We start from the raw sequence: 16,311 nt of genomic DNA, 5'->3' as shown, positions 1-16,311 counted from the left end.
CGTGGATGGAAAGCCATCCGCCGGCGTGGCTGACGTCCCGGCCCGTCACGACCCGCGCCCTCGTGAAGAAAATTTGAAATTTGAGCGAAACCAGCGTGAACTCGCCTTTCCATACTGCAATCCAGAGACAGGTATCCCTCCTGTCCTGAACCCAAATGGAGTGTGCATCATGAATAGCGATCAAATCATCCGCGGCGCGATTGCAGGCATGCTGGCGCTTGGCATTGCCGGCGCCGCCTCCCAGGCCATGGCAGCGCCAGGCGACAACGAAAAATGTGCGGGCATCGCCAAGGCCGGCAAGAACGACTGCGGCACCAGCAAAAGTTCCTGCGCTGCCACGGCCAAGGTTGACCGCGACGTGGAAGCCTGGATCCTGGTGCCCAAGGGCACATGCGAAAAGATCGCGGGGGGGCGGCTGCAGATGTCCGAGTTCGCCAAGCCAGGTGGCAAGAGCGGCGAACTCAGCCCGGCCGCCAAGGCGGCCCACCCGGCCTGAGCGGCACCCGAGCCTGCAGCGGAAAGCCGTGACACGTAACCGCGTCACGGCTGCCCAGCGCACCCCAAGTCCTTGACCGCTTCGCGAGGTAGCCCAAATGAAATGCACCACCCCTCTGTCGTCCGCGCCGCTGGATGTGGCCGGCGCAAAGCCTTCGCGCATCATCGCCGCTGGGCAGGCGGCGATCAGCCTGCTGGAAATGCTGGCTCCCGCGCTCGATCTCGGCATTCGTGTCTTGATCGGCCTGGTGTTCTTCCAGTCCGGGCTGACCAAGCTCGCCAGCTGGTCCACCACGCTAGCGCTGTTTGAAAGCGAGTACGCCGTGCCGCTGTTGAGTCCGACCCTGGCCGCCTATCTCGGTACCGCCGCGGAGCTGTGCCTGCCGGTGCTGCTCGTGCTCGGGCTCGGTACGCGGGCAGCCGCGCTGGCCTTGTTCGTCTTCAACATCGTCGCGGTGATCTCGTATCCGGGATTGGGCGAAGTTGGCCTGAGGGACCACCAGTACTGGGGGCTCCTGCTGCTGGTCACGATGCTGCACGGCCCCGGCCGGCTGTCGCTGGACCACCTGATCGACCGCTTCCTGCTGCGCGGCAGGGGCAGCCACTAGCTCGAAAGCCCCGGGGCGCCATGCCAGGGCGAAAGGAACCGTCATGCTTGCAGAGAACAACATCGTCATCATCGGTGGTGGATTCGCCGGCACCACGCTGGCCCAGGCGCTGGAGAAGCTGCTGCCGACGCCTCACCGGCTGATCCTCGTCAGCGACGAAAGCTACACCACCTTCAACCCGATGCTGGCCGAGGTGGTGGGTGCCTCGGTCTTCCCTGAACACGTAATCGTGCCGATCCGCCAGATGCTCAGGCGCACCCAGTTCATCATGGGCACCGTGCAGGACGTCAACTACGCCCAGGGCAAGCTATCCTGCACGACCCTGGCGGGCCTGCGCGAGATTCCCTTCGACCATCTGGTGTTTGCCTTCGGCACCCGCGCGAATCTCGACCTGGTGCCAGGTATGGCCGAGCACGCCCTGCCCCTGAAGCTGGTGGGTGACGCCCTGTTTATCCGCAACCGCGTGCTGCGCCAGCTGGCCCGCATGGAACTGGAGTCGGACCCGGTCCTGCGCCGCCTGCTGGGCCATTTCATCGTGGTCGGCGGGGGCTTTTCGGGCGTGGAGGTTGCCGGGGAACTCGCCGACTATCTTTGCAGCATCGGGCGCTTCTACCCGCGCGTGCAGCGCGAAGAGCTGGCGGTGACGCTGCTCCATGACACCGGGCAACTGCTTCCCGAGTTGCCCGCCTCGCTTGGCATGGCCGCGGCACGCCATATGGCCGCGCGCGGCATCCGGCTCAGGCTCGGCACCCGGGCCGTCCGCTTCGAAGCCGACACGGTGGTGCTGGCTGACGGCGAAATGATCGAAGGTGCAACGGTGGTCTGCACCGTCGGCACCAAACCGAATCCGCTGGTCGCCACCCTGGAGCGCAATCTCGCACTAGCCACCCGGCGCGGACGCATCGAGACCAACCCGGATATGTCGGTGCGCGACATGCCCGGACTGTGGGCCATCGGCGATTGCGCACAGGTGGCCAACGCCGCCACCGATGAGGATTCGCTGCCAACCGCGCAGTTCGCCGTGGCTCAGGCGCGCCAGCTTGCCCATAACCTCGCCGGCCACCTGGAACAGCGTGAGAGCAAGCCGTTCTCGTACCAGAGCAAGGGCGCGATGGCCAGCATCGGGCATATGAAGGGCGTTGCTCAGGTCTATGGCTTCAGCTTCTCGGGCTTGCCGGCCTGGCTGGCCTGGCGTGCGCTGTACCTGATGCGCATGCCGACGCTCGGGCGCAAGCTGCGCCTCTGGGCGGAATGGACGTTGTCCATGTTCTTCCCGACTGACATCACCCACCTGCGCTTTACACGCACCAGCGAGGCAGACGAATCGCCACCCGATGCGCTGCCACCCCACCGCCCACAAGCGCCGGGTGCATCGGCAACCCGCATTGCAACGCATGACTTTTCCGGGATACCGCGGGCGCCCTACGCCACCCCCGCCGCCCCCACGCGAACTGGAGATCAACATGCTTGAAGGAAAATCCGCCATCATCACCGGCTCCAGCAGCGGTGTCGGGCTTGGCATTGCGCGCGCCTGCCGCCCAAGGCGCCGATGTACTGCTGAACGGCTTCGGCGATGCCGATCAGATTGAAGCCACGCGTGCGGGGCTGGAGCAGGAGTACGGCGTGCGCGTGCGCTATTCGCCCGCGGATATGAGGCAGCCCGGCCAGGTGCGCGAAATGGCCAAATTCGCTGCAGCGGAGTTCGGCAAGGTCGACGTCATCGTGAATAACGCCGGCATCCAGCATGTCGCCCCGACCGAAGAGATGCCGGACGACAAGTGGGATGCGATCGTTGCCATCAACCTGTCCTTAGCGTTCCACGTGATCAAGGCTGTGCTGCCCGGCATGAAGGCCAGGCTCTGGGGCCGCATCATCAATATCGCCTCGGCCCATGGCCTGGTGGCTTCGCCGTTCAAGGCGCCCATCGCGCCGGCGCTGGTGGCGCTGACGCCCTCGATTGCAAGCCGGCCGTCTTCGAGCAGGCGGTCCAGCACGCCCCAGGCAAAGGCACCATGGGCACCCCCGCCTTGCAACGCCAGCGTGATCGGCTTCACGGCTTGGCCGGTTTCTCCGGCATCTCGCATTCCAGGATCGGTCGACATGGCTCGCCCTCAGTGCTGGGTCCAACCGCCCGGCAATCATCTATATCGTCTCCGGCGAGATCGTGGAATATGCGAGCAACTGCGCGGTGCCGATCGTACACCGCGCCGGCGACGTGACCGCGGAGAGGAACGGGACTTCCCACTGGTGGAAGAATGAAGGCGGCAGCCCCGCAGTCTTGCTGTCGTCCGATCTCTTCCCGGTCGAAATGAAGATGGACCCGCATACTATGTGAACAGGTGTGGGGACGGCTACCTGCGCATGCCCGAGGATGAAGCGCCCATGAAACTCATGCTGCTGAGTCTGTCCTTTGCCGGCGCCCTGATTTGCGCCGCCGTGATGGGATTCGCCATCCAGCGCGGCGCAACCTGCGCGGTCGCCGCGGTCAGCGAGATCACGTCATCGCGCAATTGCTCGCGCCTCCTTGCCATGGCAGAAGCGTCGCTGTACGTGTGTGGCGGACTGCTGATCGCGCAGCGGTTGCATCTGCTTCCCATCATGCCGTCCGGCTATCCGGTCGATGGCCTGACTGTCCTGGGAGGCGCCCTGCTCGGGCTGGGCGCCTTCATCAACGGCGCGTGCGTATTCGGCGCCGTCGCCAGGCTGGGCAGCGGGCAATGGGCGTACGCCGCCACGCCCCTCGGATATTACGTGGGCTGCGTGGGGCTGCTTGCGCTGTGGCCGCAAGCGGAGCGCCCGGTGCTCGCGACCGCCTCGCCGGTATGGAGTGCTGCGCCGCTGCTGACACCGCTTTTCCTTCTGTTCGTCGGGTGGCGGCTGCTCCGTCTGTGGCAGCGGGCGCGACGTCATGGCGCTCCTGCAACCCTGGTGCAAACGTGGCATGCACGCGTTGGCGCCCGGATCTGGTCACCGCACCACGCCACCACGGTGGTCGGTCTCACCTTCTTGCTGCTCCTGTTGCTGGCAGGCGCGTGGTCATACACCGAGGTGCTGGCCGAACTGGCACGTGGCAGCGCTGCCATGCTGCCGGCACGGGCCTTGCTGTCGCTGGGGCTGCTCGCTGGTGCCATCCTCGGCGGGATAAGCGCTGGCCGCCGCGAAGGTCCCGCGACTTCCAGTGCGCAGTGTCTCCGCTGCTTCACGGGCGGTGCCATCATGGGCTGGGGCAGCATGCTGATTCCGGGCGGCAACGATGGACTGCTGCTGGTCGGCATGCCCCTGCTGTGGCCGTATGCATGGGTCGCATTCGGCACGATGTGCGTCACCATCGCGCTCGCGCAATGGCTTCGGCGTCGGCTTGGCCAGGCCGCTGCGACCCCGGGCGCCCCGCAATCCTAGGCAAGGCTAGCAGGACCAGTCGTGTTGCATTGCTGACAGTCTGAAGGAGTAAGCATGAGCCACCGTATCGGGAACGCGCTGGTGATCGCGACCGCGCTCACTGCCGTCGGGCTTGCGATCAGGCAGAACACGCATCTGCTGGCCAGTTCCCCGGCACACTTTGCCCTGGACCGTGAACGGTGCTTCGGCGTAGCCAGGGCAGGCAGGAACGACTGCGGCACCGCGCTGCACGCTTGCGCGGGCCGCGCCCGCCACGACGCCGCCGGCGATGAATGGCTGATGCTGCCCGCCGGCACCTGCGCCCGGATCGCGGGTGGCAGCCACAGGTCTGCCGCGCCCTGAGCGGTGGCTGCGGGACTGCGCGTTGAAAGAGGAAAGACAGACACTGTCGGCGCCGCACCGGCAGAAGTCGGAACGTATTGCGGCAAGCATGGCACGGAACATCGCTGCGGGGCTGGCAGCGAAGCTCGCCGCGTTGGACCTCTTCAGCCTGATCGCCTTGAGCCTGGCGTCGGGCAAGGTCCGGCGCCGGACTCTGAAGCTTCCTGTTGTTTCGAAGAGGCAAACCGGGGCCATCCAGAACACTCGGCCTGATTTCCGACCTACACCATGATGAGGCCGTTCCGCATGCCCTGCATGACGGCCTCGGTGCGGCTGCTTGCGCCGAGCTTGCCGAAAATGGCGGAGAGGTGGAACTTCACCGTGTTGTCCGAGATGTCGAGTTGGCGCGCGATCTCCTTGTTGCCAAGCCCTTCGGCGAGCATGGTCAGCACTTCAATCTCGCGTGGGGTGAGCGCTTCGATCAGAGCCGCGGATGCCATCTGGCGAGGCGCCCTGCGCTGCGCCAGCAGCCTGGCGAGAATCTCCGGGGACAGCACGCAAAGTCCCGCAGCCACTGCTTCGATCGCGGCGATGATTTCGCCGGGCGTCGCGCCGCGCGGCAGCAGTGCCATTGCGCTGCCTCCCAGCGCCTCATGGATCCAGTCGGTGTCCGCCTCGTCGGTGAGCAGGACCTGCGCCGGCGTTGCGGGATCGCGGTCCGCCTCCGGCACCGGCAAGTCGCCGGCCTGCGGTTCCAGTTCGACCACGACCACATCCGGCACGTCGCCGGCAAAGCGGTCGGCGATCGCTGCGGCGTCGGCCGCGCTGCCTGCGAAATCCAGCGCCGGCGCCGCCTCGACAAGCGCCTGCAGACTTGCGCGCGCCTGCGGCGAGGCGGCGACGACGGCGACCCTGACCGGGCTCATCTGTGTCATCTTAGCCTCCGACATGCGACGGCTGGCAAGGATTTCAGCCGCACGAATTCCGTTGCTGCCGTTCGCCCACCGTGACCGAGCACTCGCTGCGCTCGCCACCCCGGACCAGCCCGATCTTCAGCAACTGTCCGATACGGTCGCCGCCAAGCGCGGCATGCACGTCGTCCATGTCGCGGCATGGCTTGCCATTCAGTTCGACCAGCACATCCCCGATCAGTACCCCGGCTTCCTCCGCGGGCCCGCCCGCGGCAAGCGATACCACCAGCAGCCCGCGCTCGGAAGCCAGATTCAGCTTCGTCTTCCAGGTCTCCGACAGGTTCACCGGCTGCGTGCCCACGCCAAGGTAGCCGTGCGACACACGTCCTTTGCTTAGCAGTTCATCGCTCACGCGCGCCACGGTCATTGTCGGAATCAGCATGCCAGCGCCAGGGGCGAGCGCCGATGTGCACAGGCCCATGACCCGCCCCTGCATATCCGCCAGGGCCGCCCCGGAGAAACCGGGGCGCAGGCCGCCGTCCAGCCGCACGAAGGCGTCGAACTGCCCGCCTCGCCAGCTACGCCACGGACCGCCGGCAGTGCCAACGACGCCGAAATCCGCGCTGGTGCCGAGCCGGTCCACACGCGCCACCGCGAGCACCAGATGGCCTGCTTTGAGGGAGCGCGCATCACCCGTCTCGACCGGGTTCAGCTCCACGCCATCGAGCCTCAGTACGGCCAGGTCGGTGCCAAGGTCCCGCCCCGCGAGGACGGCCGCCACGGTACGGCCATCGTCCAAGGTGACTTCAATGCCGTCTTCGTGCCTGACCGTATGCGCCGCCGTGACCACCACGCCGGGTTGCCAGATTACTCCACTGGAGGGAAAGCGGTGCCGCCCGTGCACCGCGACGACACTCTGGCCGACGCGCTCGGCAATGGCCGCCAGGTTGGCGGAAAGATCCTGCAAGGGATTTCCGCTGGGGGTTGAGGGTTCCATTGTGATGACTCCTGCCATTTGCTACGTGAATCGACGCTTCGCGCGCCCGGCCAGCCTGAGGATGCCAGGCAGGCAAGCGGAGACGAGTGGCCTCACAATGACAGGCACGCGACTGCCGCGCACCACCCTAATGGGTAGCTGGCGTAGGGGCGGCTTGCGCGCGCAGGAAATGCTGCAATGCAATACGTTATCGCTGGAACACTGAAACCTGCTGCCTACAGGCCCTGGCTTCCTGCAGATGCCGGCGCAGGACGCGCTGCCTCCGAATTGTCTCGCCTACAATTACCCAGGCTGCACGATCTGACCCGCCACCCATGCATTGCTGCGCGGCAGCTATCGTGAATACACAGGCGGCCCGTTCAGTCGCGATTGCGGCAGACCAGCGGTGCACCATGGCCGGCACACGGTGGGTCACGGACGGCGGTGCGGCAAAGGAGCATGATCGATGCGCTCGCCAGCGAGGGACGCCACGCGCCTGAGACGCCTTGCGACCTGGGTCGTCGCCGTCATCGTCGCCCTGTTCGCCCTCGGGCGCGTCACCGGCCTCGTTGTTGACTGGCTGTGGTTTGCCTCGGTTGGCTACGCCGGGGTTTTCCGCACGATATTCTTCACCAAGACGCTTTTATTCCTTGCCGTATTCGCCGTTTCCGCAGGCGCGCTCTGGATATCGGGCTGGCTGGCGCACCGCTACGCGAGGCAGGCGCAGGTCCGGACGCCGGAGGTTCTGAGCGAACTGGTCGGCGAGATTGCGACGCCCCTCCCCTGGCGCGCCGCCATTGCCGGCGCCGCTGTCCTCGTGGGGCTGCTCATGGCCGTCGGTAAGCTGTCGAGCTGGGACATTGCGCTGCGCTATATCTATCAGGTGCCTTTCGGCAAGACCGATCCGATCTTTGGCAAGGACGTCGGTTTCTACTTCTTCTCGCTGCCGGCATATCTTGCACTCAGGAACTGGCTGCTCCTGCTGCTGTGCTGCAGCGCAGTGGTTGCCGGCGTGGTCTACGGGTTGCGCGGCGACATCGCGCTGATCCGGTCGCCGCGCGGGCTTTCACCGGCCGCCGCTACCCATGGTTCGGCATTGCTCGGTTTGTTCTTCGCGCTGCAGGCGTGGTCCTACTGGCTCGACCGTTTCATGCTGCTTTACGGCGACAACGGCGTCGTGGTCGGCGCGAGCTATACCGACGTCCATGTCGGGCTGCCGGTTCTGTGGCTGCAATTCGGCCTGACTGTGGTGGCTGCCGCCGCTTCATGGGCCAATATGCGCTGGCGGGACTATCGGGTGCCTGCGGCCTCGGCACTCCTGGTGGTCGGCAGCGCAATCATGCTCGGCACGATCTGGCCGGCACTGTTCCAGCGTTTCTATGTCAAGCCGAACGAGCTGCAGCTGGAGACGCCGTATCTGGAACACAATATTGCGCTGACGCGGGAGGCCTATGGCTTGACGCAGATCGAGGCAAAGCCGTTTTCCGATCGAACAGAGCCTGAATCTCGCCTCGCTCCAGGCCAATCGCCCGACCATCGACAACATCCGCCTGTGGGACCTGCAGCCGCTGCGCGCTACCTATGCGCAGCTGCAGGAGATCAGGACCTATTACAAGTTCCTCGCGACGGACATCGACCGCTACCGGCTCGACGCAGGTTACCAGCAGGTCATGCTGTCGGCGCGGGAGCTGGAGCCGGCACTGATTCCGGCCAATGCCCAGACCTGGGTGAACCTGCATCTCTTGTTCACCCATGGCAATGGCATCGTGATGTCGCCGGTCACCGAGAAATCCGCCGAAGGCCTGCCCTCGCTCTATCTGCGTGACATTCCCCCGCTCTCCAACGGCGGCCCGGTCATCCAGGAGCCGCGCCTCTACTTCGGTGAAGGCGGCAAAGGCTATGTCATCGTCAAAAGCAGCATGCCCGAGTTCGACTATCCCAAGGGCAAGGACAACGTCTATACGACCTACCGCGGGCGCGACGGCATCGAAATCGGCGGCATGGCGCGCCGGGCCCTGTTCGCCTGGCAGCTCGGCGATCCCAATATCCTGCTGAGCGGCTACATCACGCAGGAAAGCCGCATCCTGCTCCGTCGCAACATCCGGGACCGCGTGCGCACGATTGCCCCGTTCCTCAGCCTCGACCATGACCCCTATATTGTCGCGAGCGACGGGCGCCTTTATTGGATCCAGGACGCCTACACCACCAGCCGCTGGTTCCCTTATTCGCAGCCCAGCACAGGCGGCGGCGACAACTACATCCGCAACGCAGTCAAGGTCGTGATCGATGCGTACAACGGTACGGTCGACTTCTACATCAGCGACCCGGCCGATCCGATCCTGCAGGTGTACCAGCGCATCTTCCCGGGCATGTTCAGGCTGCTGGGAGCCATGCCGCAGGACCTGCAGCGGCATATCCGCTACCCTGAAGACCTTTTCCTGATCCAGGCGCAGATCTACCGCGCCTACCACATGGAAGCGGCGGAAGTCTTCTATAACCGCGAGGATCTCTGGGAGTTCCCACGCCAGCTGTCGGGCATGAACCCAGGGGACATGACCGGCGGGCGGATGATGCCCTACTACATGATCCTGCGGCTGCCGGCGGAACCTCGCGCCGAGTTCGTCCTCATGCTGCCGATGGTGCCCAGCCAGCGCGAGAACATGATCGCCTGGCTGGCGGCGCGCTCCGATCCTCCCAACTACGGCAAGCTCGTCGCCTACACTTTCCCCAAGGAAAAACTGGTCTACGGGCCGTTCCAGATCGAGGCGCGCATCCAGCAGAATACCGAGATCTCGCAGCAGATTTCCCTGTGGAACCAGATGGGCTCGCGCGTCATCCGCGGCCATCTGCAGGTCGTGCCCATCGAGAACTCCATCCTTTATGTCTCCCCGCTCTACCTGCGCGCGGAATCCGGCCAGTTGCCCGAACTCAAGCGGGTGATCGCCGCCTATGGCGATCGCGTGGTCATGGAAGAAACCCTGGACGCAGCCCTTGCGGCCCTCTTCAAGGAATCCGCCCCGGCGGCGATACCGACTCAGGGCGCAGCGGACGCCCGCGCCCGCGAGGCACTCGCGCACTATGATCGTGCCATCGAGCGCCTGAAGGCGGGGGACTGGCGCGGCTTCGGCGCGGAGCTCGATGCCTTGCGGCCGCTGCTTGAGGCGCTCGGGGCCGGGGGTGCCGATGAGCGGAAGTGAGCGGCCTGTTTAAGGTCCGGCTGCCGCAGGCCAGCCGGAGGAGGTTCATCGGGCCAAGGTCGTCAATGGCCCGCATCTGCGCCGCATCCCGGACAAACAACGAGCCGGCGAACGCCAGGGCATTGAGCGGGATGGCTTCAAGAAGGTTGACCGGGATTCGCAAATATCTGAAGCTTCAGATATTTGCGAATCCCGGCCAATCCTCTCCTCGGGACTGGCCTCGGCGTCAAGATCCCAGCCCAGGTTTTCCTGTCGGCGCAACGCCGGGTAGGGGCAGCCATGCCACAGGTGTTGCCACTTGGCACCACGCAGCGCCACGATCAGTGCCGCGTTGTTTTCGGGCCGTCGCAGTGTGCCGGCCGACCCTCGAACAGGTGCTTCCTGTGAATGCCCAGGTAGGCTGGAGATAAGCACTCGCCGCCGCGGTCAGCGGCCATGCGTTGTATCCGTCAATGTCAAAGCAGGACTATGCGCGGCTCCGCATTCCGGGCACCACCGGCCGCGATGCACGAGGTTGGTAACGCGAGTGGTCTATTCGTGCCCAGCCGCGCAGGTGAAACGCAGGACCGACTTGGTATCGACGAAGTCGGAGGGCGCGGATAGGCAGCGCCCGCCTTTCGACTGGGCCAGCGCGACCATCTCGGCGAACGTGTGTATTGCCATCGCGTCTTTTCCTTGTCACCAGATCGACTTAACGTGCTTGTAGGCGCGAATCTTCTCGTCTTTCGTGACGAGGGGTGCGGCGAGCTTCCGAGCTGTAGCGACGATCATCCGATCTGCCGGGTCCTTGTGAAATTCCCCAGGCAGATCGACAGATTTAGTTGCGATATCGATATCGATTGGCAAGAAATGCACGGCCTCAATCTCCGCCACCGTGGCCAACCAGCTTCCGACGTCCATCGACAGGACAAGCTTTTCGCGCTCCACCAGCATGGCGATTTCCCAGGCGGAGATCGCCGAAACGATAATTTGCCCGCCTTCGAGTTCCCGATCGATGGCGGCCTTCGCCTTCTTGCTCAAGGTCTCGTCTTCGGCAACCCACCAAACGAGGGTATGCGTATCCAGGACAATCACCGAGCCGCCTCCCACTCCACGTCAACCGGCTCTGTCGGGTTGTCATAGCGGACAACCGTCCCCCGCAAGACGTCGAGCGGATTCCGGTCAGTGCTACGGAAGCGCCGCACCTCAAGTGCGGGCTTGCCGTGATCTGTCACGATCACGCTCTCGCCCGACGCCTCGACCTGCCGGAAGAACTCCAGCGCCTTCGCCTTAAACTCGGTTTTCGATACTTGATTTCTGTGCACAATATCCCCTAGTCATCAGCGATAGTCATTATGCTACTACAAATGACTATCTAAGCAAGTCATTTCGTTCGCAAGTAGGCCTCTGGCTACGGACTGTGCTTGAGGAGAAGCGAGACGACGAGGCTCCAGCGCAACTGGAGATACTGCGTTGTCTACAGCTCTGCACTTCAGATGTATCGGCACCGTCTCCAATGGCTTTAGCCCAAAGCGTCGCCCAGCAGTGCAACTGCCTCTCGCCGATCGTGCCGCGACACCTCCAGATGCGGCGCCACATGATCCAGCGCAGCATGCCCCAGCAGCAACTGAACCGTATCGAGCGACTGCCCTTGTGCCAGGAGCCCGCTTGCGAACGTTCGGCGCCCGGAGTGGCTGGCTGAAACTCCTACCGAGTCCAGCTGCGCGATAGAGAGGGTCGGCGGCGATTCGCGGGTATGTGAAGCTTCACATATCCGCGAATCCGCGGTCGATAGCCTCAGGCGTTTGCGCAACGACCGTGAGGCCTACGTCGCTCCAAAAGAAAATGCGCCTCATACCTCGAGGCGCTTTCGGGAGCCAGCCCTACTAGTGTGGCGGGCGTCGACTGGTGTGGATCGTGATTCGAGCCCTGACATGTTCGGCGGGCTGCGGGTATCGTCCGCGTTTGCCCCGATTAAGCCCGGCGATTTCTCACCAGCTCGCGCCCGGCGGCATGGTTCGGCTGGATCGTACATGCTCACTATGATCCGCCTGCCGCTGGCGCGACCAACCTCGCACTTTCCTGCGTCCCGGTGACGCAGGCCGGCCGCCTTCAGCGACTCAGTGCGGATAATCAGTATAGAGAATGCGGCGGCGCGCAGTATGGGCAATCCTGCACGCCCTTTACAGAAAGGCCTTCGCTTTTTCCGTGTTCCTATACCCGCAACTACAGCGTTCCTTGGGGTTCGCCTGCCTTGGGGGGCGGCGCTGCGGGCTTATATGGTTCCACATGAACTTCAGAGCGTGTCAGCCCCTTCCCATTCGCCGGCGGCGTTCTGTCCATGATGGCCCAGCTCCCAGAGGCCATACCTTGCCGATTGCCGTTTTGGCTCAAGCCTGTCAGCACATTTGGCTTGTGAATCCGCGACGGCGGCATCCGGCGCGTAGAGAGCCCAGCCGGCCATGAGCGTGGTGGGGCAGCGTCGCAACAAATATGAGCTTCGTTTGCTTCCCCATATTCTGAATTAAGGCGCGGCATTGCCGGCGCCCTTTCATCAGATAGACAGGTTCGGATTCACGCCCGCCGGGGACACGATGGCTTGCTGCGTGATGAGGGGCACACCATATCCGGTCAGCACCGCAGCCACCGTGTGGTCCGCGGGCTCGATGGGTGCAATGGAGTGTGAATGTGAGCATAGTAGGCGCAGCGCTCGACAGCGGCCTTGCAAATTGCCCGTCTCTTGGCATGACCCTTTGCGTAGTGGCAAAATCAGTTTGTTCGACGGTGACGGCGCTCTTGACATTACCTGGCTGCCGATCATGGGTCAACGCATATTGCCCGTGTGGCCTAGCGAATAGCGACCGGGTTGCGGCCAGACCGTCAGGCCATGCGGCTCCATACCGACCGGAATGGACTTGATCGAACCCGTCGTCGTGTCGATCGCGTAGACGACATCGTCAAACCGACCAGAGAGCCACAGCGTCTTGCCGTCGGCGCTAACATTGCCCATATCGGGGCTGCCTCCCCCCGGAATGGGCCAGGTCGCGACGATTTTGCGCGTGGCGAAGTCGATCACCGACACGCTGCCCTTGCCATGGCGCGGCCCGTGAACGCGATTGGAGCCGCGATTGGCGACGTACAACCTGGTGCCGTCACGGCTCGGGTACAGCCCGTGCGTACCGATGCCGGTCTTGATGAAGTCGATCTTAGTCAAGCGATCGCCGTCGACCACATGGACGCCACCGGCCATCATGTCGGCGACATAGAACACCTTGCCGTCCGGCGCAATGCGAATGTCCTGCGGCATTTCATTCCTGGCGAGTTGCAGATAGCCGACGACGTTGCGGTTCACAAGATCGATCTTCGCGAGGCTGCCATCGAATTCGCAGGTAAAGAGCGCGTACTTGCCGTCAATCGAGAAGTCGGCATGGTTGATTCCCTTGCACTGCGGTACTTCAAGGCTAGATCTGAGTGCCATCGTGTGCGAATCGCGAAAATCGAGTCGCGCTTGCGCCTCCGCCACGATGATCGCTTCCTTGCCGTCCGGCATGAAGTACATGTTGTATGGATCGTCGACCCTCACCTCCTTGCCCGGCCTCCCGCTCTTTGGATCGATCGGGGTCAGGCTGCCGTCGGGCCGGCCTTCGGCATTGTTGGTCACCCACAGCGTGTGAAGATCCCACGAAGGGACGACGTGCTGCGGCCGGTAGCCGACACGAAACTTGTCGACCACCTTGAACGTCGCCGGGTCGATGACATAGACGTCGTTCGAGCGCAGATTGGGCACATAAACCCGCGGCAACGCCTCAGCCACCGCCGGGCTGAGGTGGTCGGCTCCCGCCTCGCTGTAGAGATTGCTCGCGTTCACGACGGGCGGCATGCCTGCCACTGTGGCAACAGCCGGCGCGGCGAATGCGGCGCCGGCGGCGCTTAAACCGGCCAACGCGCGGACAACAGACGATCCGAGGCGCGACAGACGACAGGAACACAAATGCATGGCGACTTCCTTCCGTTAGCGGGTGGAGCGGTGCAGAAAGGCGGGAGGGGAATGCTGGCGAACCCTTCAACGGCCGCGGTCTCATTCCTGATGGCAGTGATGGTACGCAACACGATCGCATCGATGCCCAGCTGACCGAGTTCGGCGCTCGCGCGATGCGGGTCGCCGCCATAGACGCCATCAGCAGGTCCGAGTTTCGCGCCATTTCTCAGTCGCTCCAGCCGAACCATCTGCGGCGCCACTGCGAGCAGCAACGATGTGTCTGCGAGTCCGGCGTGCGTGCCAATCTCGTCGTCCCGGTAGCCGTGCTCGCGCAGGATTTGGGCGTAACCATCCGAGCTGGTGCCGTAGTACTCCGGCGGGACGAACGCGCGGGCGCCCGAGTCGACCCATGTCTTGTTAAGTCGAGCCACTACCCGCTTGATGTCGTTCTGATAGCCGCCGTGATCACCAAGAAAGACGATGTTCGTGAATCCATGGAGCTTGAAGCTGTTGGCGGCGGACTCCAGTGTCTTCTCAAACGCATCGTCCGACACTGTGATGGTGCCGGGGAAACGCATATGCGCTGTTGGCGGTTGGTAGCTCTCCCTCGGGCACATAAGCGATCACTGGCGCGACGAGCGCATTGCCAAGTCCTTCCGCGATTCGTTGATAGAGCCCCTTACCCGGGCGTTATGCTTGCCGAGCGCAACATGAGGACCGCTTTGCTCGGTCCCGCCGATGGGGATGATGATGGTGCACCTGCCCGCTTGAATCTGGTCACGCAGTTCGGTCCAGGTCAGATCCTCAAGCAACACGGTTTTCGGCGGTTGTGCAAAGGTGGATTGGAAGGCGATGAGTAAGATGACGGGAGCGAACGCCCTTCGTATGAGAAAACCCATGACAAGCCCTCGTGAACGAGCATATCCGGGCTTTGGGAGCGCGGATGCGGGTACCCATTGATACAGCATCGGAGCGACACGCCAAGATTCCGCGTCATCTGTTCGGCCGACACCCTCGCTGATCATGGGTTCCCTAGCGGAGGCAATCTTACTCCATTAACGCTTCCAGCAATTCCTGCTTCGCTTCGATTATAAATACACGGTCGTATGCCTGGTCGCTGTTTTATTGGAGGCTGTGTGCGGCGACTCAAGGTGCCGCTCCAATCTGCCTATGTAGGCTCAGCCGACAAGCGTCGTGGGCGGGTCAGCGGGGTGCCGCGCTCCCTTCTTCCCCTCTTGTCGCACCGCCCATCGCGCGCTATATTTTTGTCGTCGGAACTTCATGTGCCCTCTCTACGCCCATGAACACCTACGTCGCACACAGCCGAGCCAACGCCATTGAGCGCATCAGTTCACGTGTCGAGGGCATGGTTGACCTCGACTACGAAACGGGGTGGGAAGACGCCCTTTAGCTCCGGAGACTGGGGAAAAAATTCGGCGTTCTCGTCCACTTCAGAAGCCTTGAGCACATCGCCGTCCGATCATCCGAAGCCCTACTACGTGGATTTAAGGAACCGAGGACTACCTTCAGACAGCGTCACCTATATTGTCTGTTCGATTTGGCAATGCTGACGGAAGCGACCTTGGCAGAACTGGAGAGGGCACTGTCACGTTGGTGGGGCGGTCGCGTAGGATGGCGCGATGACGAAGACGAAATCGCTCTACCACGGCCACCGCTTCCCGGCGGTGGTCATCAGCCAGGCGGTGCGCTGGTACTTCCGGTTCAACCTGAGCCTGCGCGACATCGAGGAATTGCTGTTCGAACGCGGCGTGACGGTGACCTACGAGACGATCCGTCGCTGGTGCGACAAATTCGGCGCCCGCTTTGCCCATCGCGTCAAGGCCGCGCGCAGCAAACCGGGCGGCACATGGCACCTGGACGAGATGTTCGTGACACTGCGCGGCGAGCCGTACCTGCTGTGGCGGGCGGTCGACGAGCACGGTGCCGAACTCGATATCCTGCTGCAGAAGCGACGCGACAAGGCTGCCGCCAAACGTTCTCAAGCGCGTGCTGCGTTCCTGCCCAGTGCCGCGCAAGATCGTCACCGATCAGTTGCGCAGCTATCCGGCGGCGAAAGCCGAGATCCCGGAGCTGGCGAACGTCAAACACGTGTTCGTCAAAGCCGCCGCCCGGGTGAACAATCGGGCAGAGAACAGTCACCAGCCGACCCGCGAACGGGAGCAGCGCATGCGCGGCTTTCGCGCCCCGAAGCGCACGCAGGCGTTCCTATCGAGCTTCGGCCCCATCCGGCAGCACTTCGCGCTCAAGCGACATCTGCTGCGACGCCTCGCTTTATCGCAAACAGCTTGCCGCACGCTTCGTTGCCTGGCGCGAATTGACCGAACACTCCCAAAATCCGCTGGCCCCTATCTGAACGATGCTCACACCTGCCGCCGGCACGTCTCACTCTCGGTAACCGGTGTGCGGCCTGGATGCTCGATCGATT

At 63.6% G+C, this 16,311-nt stretch carries 11 protein-coding genes and 6 pseudogenes; 8 read left to right on the top strand and 9 right to left on the bottom strand.

Annotation, left to right across the window (positions count from 1 at the left end):
• The first annotated feature begins 169 nt into the window (after positions 1-169).
• From ABNX08_RS37015 to ABNX08_RS37000, 4 genes and pseudogenes are all read left to right on the top strand, one after another.
• Positions 170-496: a DUF2282 domain-containing protein gene (locus ABNX08_RS37015; RefSeq protein WP_349604971.1), complete on the top strand. Its 327-nt coding sequence runs from the start codon at positions 170-172 to the stop codon at positions 494-496.
• 97 nt (positions 497-593) lie between these two features.
• Positions 594-1,103, top strand: a complete 510-nt coding sequence (locus ABNX08_RS37010; RefSeq protein WP_349604973.1) for a DoxX family protein — start codon at positions 594-596, stop codon at positions 1,101-1,103.
• 43 nt (positions 1,104-1,146) lie between these two features.
• Positions 1,147-2,574 (top strand): NAD(P)/FAD-dependent oxidoreductase, encoded by a 1,428-nt coding sequence (locus tag ABNX08_RS37005; RefSeq protein WP_349604975.1) that lies wholly within the window; start codon positions 1,147-1,149, stop codon positions 2,572-2,574.
• A 35-nt stretch (positions 2,575-2,609) separates the two neighbouring features.
• Positions 2,610-2,978, top strand: a pseudogene (locus ABNX08_RS37000) (SDR family NAD(P)-dependent oxidoreductase); the annotation flags it as partial.
• Between the two features lie 41 nt (positions 2,979-3,019).
• Here the strand turns inward: ABNX08_RS37000 and ABNX08_RS36995 are convergent.
• A pseudogene (locus ABNX08_RS36995) lies at positions 3,020-3,180 on the bottom strand (patatin-like phospholipase family protein); the annotation flags it as partial.
• 284 nt (positions 3,181-3,464) lie between these two features.
• Here ABNX08_RS36995 and ABNX08_RS36990 point away from each other — a divergent pair.
• Positions 3,465-4,502 (top strand): YeeE/YedE thiosulfate transporter family protein, encoded by a 1,038-nt coding sequence (locus ABNX08_RS36990; RefSeq protein ID WP_349604976.1) that lies wholly within the window; start codon positions 3,465-3,467, stop codon positions 4,500-4,502.
• 54 nt (positions 4,503-4,556) lie between these two features.
• Positions 4,557-4,844, top strand: coding sequence for a DUF2282 domain-containing protein (locus tag ABNX08_RS36985; RefSeq protein ID WP_349604977.1), 288 nt, complete (start codon positions 4,557-4,559; stop codon positions 4,842-4,844).
• A gap of 260 nt (positions 4,845-5,104) precedes the next feature.
• Here the strand turns inward: ABNX08_RS36985 and ABNX08_RS36980 are convergent, their stop codons facing one another.
• Both ABNX08_RS36980 and ABNX08_RS36975 read right to left on the bottom strand, forming a co-directional pair.
• Positions 5,105-5,749 (bottom strand): response regulator transcription factor, encoded by a 645-nt coding sequence (locus tag ABNX08_RS36980; RefSeq protein ID WP_349605007.1) that lies wholly within the window; start codon positions 5,747-5,749, stop codon positions 5,105-5,107.
• A 43-nt stretch (positions 5,750-5,792) separates the two neighbouring features.
• Positions 5,793-6,731 (bottom strand): trypsin-like peptidase domain-containing protein, encoded by a 939-nt coding sequence (locus ABNX08_RS36975; RefSeq protein WP_349604978.1) that lies wholly within the window; start codon positions 6,729-6,731, stop codon positions 5,793-5,795.
• Between the two features lie 445 nt (positions 6,732-7,176).
• On the opposite strand from ABNX08_RS36975, the pseudogene ABNX08_RS36970 reads away from it, so the two are divergent.
• A pseudogene (locus tag ABNX08_RS36970) lies at positions 7,177-9,907 on the top strand (UPF0182 family protein).
• Between the two features lie 28 nt (positions 9,908-9,935).
• Here ABNX08_RS36970 and ABNX08_RS36965 read toward each other — a convergent pair.
• From ABNX08_RS36965 to ABNX08_RS36940, 6 genes and pseudogenes are all read right to left on the bottom strand, one after another.
• Positions 9,936-10,046: pseudogene (locus ABNX08_RS36965) on the bottom strand (phosphorylase); the annotation flags it as partial.
• 392 nt (positions 10,047-10,438) lie between these two features.
• Complete coding sequence (locus ABNX08_RS36960) at positions 10,439-10,570, bottom strand: hypothetical protein (RefSeq protein ID WP_349604980.1); 132 nt, start codon at positions 10,568-10,570, stop codon at positions 10,439-10,441.
• 15 nt (positions 10,571-10,585) lie between these two features.
• The gene (locus ABNX08_RS36955; protein WP_349604981.1) at positions 10,586-10,981 is read right to left on the bottom strand and encodes a type II toxin-antitoxin system VapC family toxin; all 396 of its coding nucleotides are present in this window, start codon (positions 10,979-10,981) and stop codon (positions 10,586-10,588) included.
• Positions 10,978-11,214 (bottom strand): type II toxin-antitoxin system Phd/YefM family antitoxin, encoded by a 237-nt coding sequence (locus ABNX08_RS36950; RefSeq protein ID WP_374063820.1) that lies wholly within the window; start codon positions 11,212-11,214, stop codon positions 10,978-10,980. Before ABNX08_RS36950 ends, ABNX08_RS36955 begins: the two co-directional genes overlap by 4 nt.
• Positions 11,215-12,710: 1,496 nt before the next feature.
• Positions 12,711-13,883 carry a YncE family protein gene (locus tag ABNX08_RS36945; RefSeq protein WP_349604984.1) on the bottom strand — a complete coding sequence of 391 codons (1,173 nt, stop codon included), beginning with the start codon at positions 13,881-13,883 and terminating at the stop codon, positions 12,711-12,713.
• Positions 13,817-14,764: pseudogene (locus ABNX08_RS36940) on the bottom strand (creatininase family protein). Before ABNX08_RS36940 ends, ABNX08_RS36945 begins: the two are co-directional and overlap by 67 nt.
• Before the next feature lie 741 nt (positions 14,765-15,505).
• Here ABNX08_RS36940 and ABNX08_RS36935 point away from each other — a divergent pair.
• Positions 15,506-16,239 (top strand): annotated as a pseudogene (locus ABNX08_RS36935) (IS6 family transposase).
• Positions 16,240-16,311: the final 72 nt, after the last annotated feature.

It is taken from the genome of Cupriavidus sp. DF5525, from assembly GCF_040149425.2.
Taxonomy (GTDB): domain Bacteria; phylum Pseudomonadota; class Gammaproteobacteria; order Burkholderiales; family Burkholderiaceae; genus Cupriavidus; species Cupriavidus pickettii_A.
Note: the sequence above shows the minus strand (reverse complement) of the source record. Positions and strands in the feature narration are given on the sequence as shown.